Here is a 6,093-nt window from a genome sequence, read left to right as displayed (position 1 = left end):
GCACCTTATTGCGGGCGTTATGGCACAAAAAGTACAGGCAACGTGGTTTTTGCTTCAAGTTCGGTGGGTCAAGCTTAGCGGCTATCAAGCCGAACTTCTCAGGCGATATAACTGAACGCTTTCAGTGTATAACGAACTGTAATTTAGCGGGCTTTGTCCGCAGCACGCTTGATTTTACAGTTGTGTTTGTTATCAGAAATCCCATAAACATCTTCGAAAGAAAACTATCAAAATTGGGCTTCGGATTATCAAGTTTCATTTTTTTGCCATTATTCCCGAAGCTTCTGATTTAAACCTGTTGGTAAAGATCAATTCTCTGTCCAGTTGCTACTGATTTTGCTTGTTGGTTCATGAAGTTAAGTACAAATTTTTGTTCTGGTTTTTATTGGTAGGATAAACTGGCTGCGTTCGAGCAGATATTTCTGTAGCGGTAGCGTATCTGGTAAGTAACTAAAATTCCTTGAGTTTGCCATAACAAGGCAATCAAGGTGATGCGTTACACTCGGCGGTTTTGGTTTGGAGTTCGGTGTGCTTTGTCGGTTCAGTGGGGCACACCTTATCGCAGACGTTATAATTCGGAGGTAGGTTCAGTGGAAAATGGCTTGGATATTTTCGGTAATGCTCTTCTTTCATACTCAAGTGGTAATAGTGATGCAGCTCTGCTCGTGCATACAGAAGGATTTGAACCTTATGAGCTGCCAGTTTCTGTTTTCTTTCGTCCGGCCGATTATTACCCTATAGATAAACTGGCTCTGACTTTATGTAAAGGTAAAGTTCTTGATATTGGTGCAGGTGTTGGTGAGCAATCAATTTATCTTCAAAACAATGGCTTCGATATTACAGCATTAGATGTGTCAGCAGCTGCATGCCGGATTATGACTGCCCGAGGAATTAACTCAGTCATAAATCAGGATATTTTTGAAAGTAGGCTTGATGCATGTTTTGACACCTGGCTCTTATTAGGTCGTAGTATAGGAGCTGTGGGTACAGTATCTAAGCTGTTATTATTTTTACAGTTGGCAAAAAATAATTTGTCACAGACTGGTCAAATTGTCCTTAACTCTATTAGTAATGCAAATCAACCTGTAACGCGAAAAGTTAGTTTTGAATTCTCTGGTGTAAAAGGTGCTGCTGTAAACTGGTTGGATATTGATAGACTCTCATTGGAAAGCTTGGCAAAACAATGTGGTTTTCGAACTGAGATTGTTCGGGTTGAGGATGATGGAAATTATTTAGCAGTCCTTCGAAAAGCCGAATTATAACAAAGCAATCAAGGTGATGCGTTACACTCGGCGGTTTTGGTTTCAAGTTTGGTGCGCTTTGCTGGTTCGGTGGGGCACACCTTATCGCAGGCGTTATGGCTATGAACTTACACACATCTCTCATATAAAAGAGATATCAACCGCGATTGTTGAAACTGATGTTTTTGTTTATGAATCACACGATCTTAGGATATGCACTCATTTGTAAATTATAGGATTTTATTATGAGTGTTAATGATAAAGAGATCAAATTAACTATTGCAAAATTGATCGAGATTGCATATTCAAGCAATAAAGGGTTAACAACTTCGATTATGTTAGATGTTGGAACTGCAAAGTTAACTGTTGATAGTCGTGGTAATTCTATTTTATCAGGTAAAGTTGGAGTGGTGACCTTTAGCGGTAAAGATGCTATCGAAGAACTCGGGCTTCAGGTGAAAAGAGTAGCAGTAAGTTTCAAAAAAGAAGGCTCTGGGTCGGTATCTTATACAGCAACATTACACCTTGGTTTAATTAGTACTTCTATTAAAGGGAGCTTTAATATTGAAGAGCTGTTGTTGTCATGCTCTGGTTTACTATGTATCGTTGCCCGTAGGATAAAAGGTCGACCAGCTTATATAGAAGAACAACTGGCAAAAGCCATGGGTAAATAATATGAGGGTGTTGTTTTTTTTGTTTGTCTTATTATCTGGTTGCTCATCAAATTATAATGAAGGCTCGCTTTTCTTTTTCTATGAAAGTTATCTTGTCGATGCCAAAAGAGATAATATTAAGCTTATATATCGTGATTTTTTCGATGACAAATTAGTAGCTGATGTTGATATTGATAATCCTTTTATAATTGATCAGTTATTGTTCAAAGAAAACATGAAGAGGATAATAAGCTATAAGGAATCTTTATATAAAGGTTATGGTTGTTTGACGGTGAATGGTTTGGATAATGATGGAAAACCTATAGCTATTAATGTTGAGTTTTCTAACCATAAACCAAAATGGTTAATGAAGGATGTTGATATTTTACTTTTAGATACTAAAGAAGATTATAGTAATATCGGTGTTTGCCCTAAAGAATACGTTGTTCATTAACAAATTGCCATAACAAGGCAATCAAGGTGATGCGTTACACTCGGCGGTTTTGGTATGGAGTTCGCTGTGCTTTGATGGTTTGGTGGGGCACACCTTATGGTTGGCGTTAGCTGCAAATAGGCAGAAGTAATGAATAATCAAATAGAAAAAGTTTTTATAGAAATAGAAAAGCAGATAAGAAAAACTATAGCGAAAAATACATATGTATCTGGCGAAGTCTATGTGGCTGGTTTTTGGCTATTTTACTGCGATTGCCAAACGATCGGTCAACCATGTTTTGGTTACAACATAATTGGCAATGAAAATGATTTTAAGTGGAGTCCTTCGGAGTGGGTTGTTGACGTAGAGGAGAACATGGTTGATGCATTATCCCAGTCATACAACAAGCTCTCAGAGTTAATGCAAGGAAGTTCTGAGGAAGACTGGGAACAGTTAATGTTATACCAATACGATTTCTACACGACGCTATGTAAAGACTTAAATGCGGAAGTTAGTTCTGACTTATCCCCATTTAAAACTTGGAATACAAGCAAAGACTTCATTGTTGGAGTATTTGAAGAACAGGAAAGTGAAGAATTTTACACTGATCTTATAAATGCCAGTGTAGGCGAGGATGTTGCGATCAAGTTGGACGTTGTGTAGGCAGCTAACAAAGGCATCAAGGTGACTTTGTTACACTCGGCGGTTTTGGTTTGGATTTTAGTGGGCTTGGTGAGTTGGTCGTGGCGCACCTTATGCCAGGCGTTATAGCTATATATTTATTGAGGTGTAGATAATTGAAAGTAGATGTTTTTAATGTTGGACAAGGTGATTCATTTCTTTTGAAGCCTAGTGTGTCTTGTGTATATGGTGATATACCACTTCTAGTTGATGTTGGTCCCCAAAGCGCAAAAGTTGCAAATAAGTTAGTAGGTGATAAGTATCACTTAATGTTGACGCATTCGCATAAGGATCATATAGGCGGTTTCCCTAAAGTATACAGAGATAAGGATATTGAAAGCCTAACAATTCCATTTTATCTTCCTGAAATATTGAATATAGCAAAGTTCATAAAAAAGAAAATCCCCTCAAAATATGGCTCTCTTGATTGGAGAAAAAATAAGAAAATTCAAAATGTCAACCTTGTCGGAGAAGGTGATAAACTTTGTCAACATATAACGGTATTAAACCCTCCAAAGTCTCCTTATCATTACTTTTCAAGGTTACTTGATACGGATGATGATCATGACATTGAGCAAGCTCTTGATATATTGAACAATTACGGTTTTGATTTGCCTGTTGAAAGCATAATAAATTACAACTCACCATTAAGTGAAGAGCAACTTGGAGATAACATAGAGTATTTGAATCAAGCAAGAATGTTTGTTCACAATTTCTTTATTAGTTTAAGTGTAAGAGTTTCAGGTAATTCAATTGAATCATCTGCTTATTACGCAGATGCACACTTTGAACTTACAGCAAATCAAGCAAGTATTGTATTTAAATACTTAGATCGTTCAGGAAATTGGCTTTTTACTGGAGATGCAGACCAATCTGTTTTTCATCGAATTATAAAGAGAAGTTATCATCCAACACCGCAAAGACGGTATACTTTAAATAGCATTTCAGCGAAGTATCTAAAAGTTCCACATCATGGTAGTCGAGGGAATCTATCAGATTTTATTCTTGACTATATAAACCCTGAAGTAGCAATAGTTAGCCATAAAAACAGGAAGTTTGGTCGTTCTAATGATCCTCTCCCTCATCATGAAATTATTGATTTATTAGATAATAATAAAGTTAGAACGTATTACACTAACCCAGTAATAAAGAGTAAAAAAGTCATTAAGCCTGCGGCTGCTTGCTCTGAAGAGAGTGGGGTTCTGAGTTTCATATAGCTATAACAAAGGCATCAAGGTGACGCGTTACACTCGGCAGTTTTGGCATGGAGTTTCAGTGTGCTTGGTAAGTTCGTCGTGGCGCACCTTATGCCCGGCGTTAGCTGATGTATCATTTAAATAAATGTTATTATGGTTTGAATATATAAATACTAAGAGTAAAAGATGGTAGAAATAGAAAAGAATTGTGAGGATGTTAAGCGTTCTAATGATGAGTGTGGTTACGCTGTTGCAAAGAAGAGGGTTAAGCTTGTAGGTGTATTTCAAATACTTGCATCAATTGTAATTATTGGTGCATTGTTTTTGGGCACTTTTGAAGGGATATTACAGTTTACACTTGCATGTGCTTTTGTTTTGCTAAATTTTATTGCTGGTGTAACGGCAATAAAAGGTAAAGTACATTTGTATTGGATTTCAATTGTTAATCAATTATTGCAAGTTGTAAGTTTCTCCGTAAATGGTTTGGAAGTAAATTACTCTGGTATTGGTGGTGCATGCTTAAAGGTTTTCTGGGGTGATGTTTCCGGGTTTGTATTTAACGCATATGTTAGTCCTGGATTTTCAATTGAAAATTATCCCGAAAGTTTTACTTCAGGATATATCGCTATAGATGTCCTTGCGCTAATTTTTATCGCTGCTTTGTTAACCGCAAGGAAAAAGAACATCAGCTAACAAAGGCATCAAGGTGACTTTGTTACACTCGGCGGTTTTGGTTTGGAGTTTAGTGGGCTTGGTGGGTTAGTCGTGGCGCACCTTATGCTCGGCGTTAGGCATGCTGAAAAGCCACTATGTTTTTATTGGTTATTTCTTCGCTCAAGAACGATGCCACAAAGGGCATTCGTTCATCGTAAGGCTGTCCATAACGAATGGCGAAACGTAGGTTATCTGATTCATTGCGGCCTTTAACTCTGGCAATGAACCACCGCATTATTCATCGTTACAATACAGTGAAAGGGCTGTCGGTTTCTTTGGTTATCAATCCGGAGATGCAGCCTAAATGAACTCCTCACTAGGTTGTAATGCAAATGTATTTGGTTCAAATCGTTGATAGTTCATGGGAAAATATAATTAATTATGGGTAAACCCCCGGCTATGCCGGGGAGACTCGCATAGGTTTTACCTTTACCGCGGTAAAGGTACTTTCTGAACTCGACCAAGAGTAAGAAGGAATAACCTATGCGAGATTATAAAAGTTTGTCTCATACGCGATGGGATTGTAAATACCATATTGTATTTATTCCCAAGAAAAGACAGAAAGTGATATTTGGTGCGATTAGAAAGCATCTTGGTGATGTCTTTCATGAGCTAGCGCGACGACAAGGGATAGTTATTGAAGAGGGGCATTTGATGAAAGATCATGTACATATGTGCCTCAGTATTCCACCCAAGTTGTCAGTTTCACATGTAGTTGGTTACATGAAAGGGAAAAGTGCTATATCGATAGCCAGAAACGTCAAAGGAAAACAGAGAAATTTCACAGGTGAGGCGTTTGGGGCGAGAGGCTATTTTGTTTCAACCGTTGGTCTTGATGAGGAAATGGTACGAGCTTATATCCGAGATCAAGAAGAGCAGGATTGCCACCTTGACCAGTTGAAGTTTGGGGTTTGATGCGCCTTAGGCGCTTACTTTAGCCCTTTGAGGGCGTCATCTAATAAGCCTCCGGCTTTGCCGGAGGTCATTTAACTTCGAGGTTGTTGTGTCCCATGTTTGAAGGCGGGATGCGTTGAGAGTTCATTTCCCAAGTTAGGACAGCGCACGTGGAAATGCCTAACAAAGGCATCAAGGTGACTTTACACTCGGCGGTTCTGGTATGAAGTTCGGTGCGCTTTGCTGGTTTAGTGGGGCACACCTTATTGCAGGCTACATGG

9 protein-coding genes are annotated in these 6,093 nt (G+C 38.4%); 8 read left to right on the top strand and 1 reads right to left on the bottom strand.

From position 1 onward, the window contains the following. From C942_RS25565 to C942_RS23965, 7 genes are all read left to right on the top strand, one after another. Positions 1-293, top strand: a 293-nt coding sequence (locus C942_RS25565; RefSeq protein ID WP_232428216.1) for a hypothetical protein, incomplete at its 5' end; no start/stop codon positions are given. Positions 294-590: 297 nt separating this feature from the next. Then, positions 591-1,262, top strand: a complete 672-nt coding sequence (locus tag C942_RS23990) for a class I SAM-dependent methyltransferase (protein ID WP_232428215.1) — start codon at positions 591-593, stop codon at positions 1,260-1,262. A gap of 224 nt (positions 1,263-1,486) precedes the next feature. Next, positions 1,487-1,915: a hypothetical protein gene (locus C942_RS23985; protein ID WP_036801753.1), complete on the top strand. Its 429-nt coding sequence runs from the start codon at positions 1,487-1,489 to the stop codon at positions 1,913-1,915. Positions 1,916-1,934: 19 nt separating this feature from the next. Beyond that, positions 1,935-2,348: a hypothetical protein gene (locus tag C942_RS23980; protein WP_157372684.1), complete on the top strand. Its 414-nt coding sequence runs from the start codon at positions 1,935-1,937 to the stop codon at positions 2,346-2,348. A 129-nt stretch (positions 2,349-2,477) separates the two neighbouring features. Next, positions 2,478-2,990 carry a hypothetical protein gene (locus C942_RS23975; protein ID WP_036801750.1) on the top strand — a complete coding sequence of 171 codons (513 nt, stop codon included), beginning with the start codon at positions 2,478-2,480 and terminating at the stop codon, positions 2,988-2,990. Between the two features lie 134 nt (positions 2,991-3,124). Continuing rightward, positions 3,125-4,225: a ComEC/Rec2 family competence protein gene (locus C942_RS23970; RefSeq protein WP_007471419.1), complete on the top strand. Its 1,101-nt coding sequence runs from the start codon at positions 3,125-3,127 to the stop codon at positions 4,223-4,225. 165 nt (positions 4,226-4,390) lie between these two features. After that, positions 4,391-4,897: a hypothetical protein gene (locus C942_RS23965; protein ID WP_007471418.1), complete on the top strand. Its 507-nt coding sequence runs from the start codon at positions 4,391-4,393 to the stop codon at positions 4,895-4,897. 94 nt (positions 4,898-4,991) lie between these two features. On the opposite strand, the gene C942_RS25390 is transcribed toward C942_RS23965, so the two are convergent. Next, positions 4,992-5,153, bottom strand: a complete 162-nt coding sequence (locus tag C942_RS25390) for a hypothetical protein (protein ID WP_198287513.1) — start codon at positions 5,151-5,153, stop codon at positions 4,992-4,994. Between the two features lie 248 nt (positions 5,154-5,401). On the opposite strand from C942_RS25390, the gene tnpA reads away from it, so the two are divergent. Then, positions 5,402-5,833 (top strand): IS200/IS605 family transposase, encoded by a 432-nt coding sequence (gene tnpA, locus C942_RS23960; RefSeq protein ID WP_036801747.1) that lies wholly within the window; start codon positions 5,402-5,404, stop codon positions 5,831-5,833. The last annotated feature ends 260 nt before the right edge of the window (positions 5,834-6,093 follow it).

The sequence above is a fragment of the Photobacterium marinum genome, from assembly GCF_000331515.1.
Lineage (GTDB): Bacteria > Pseudomonadota > Gammaproteobacteria > Enterobacterales > Vibrionaceae > Photobacterium > Photobacterium marinum.
This window is presented reverse-complemented; position numbering and strand designations above follow the sequence as displayed.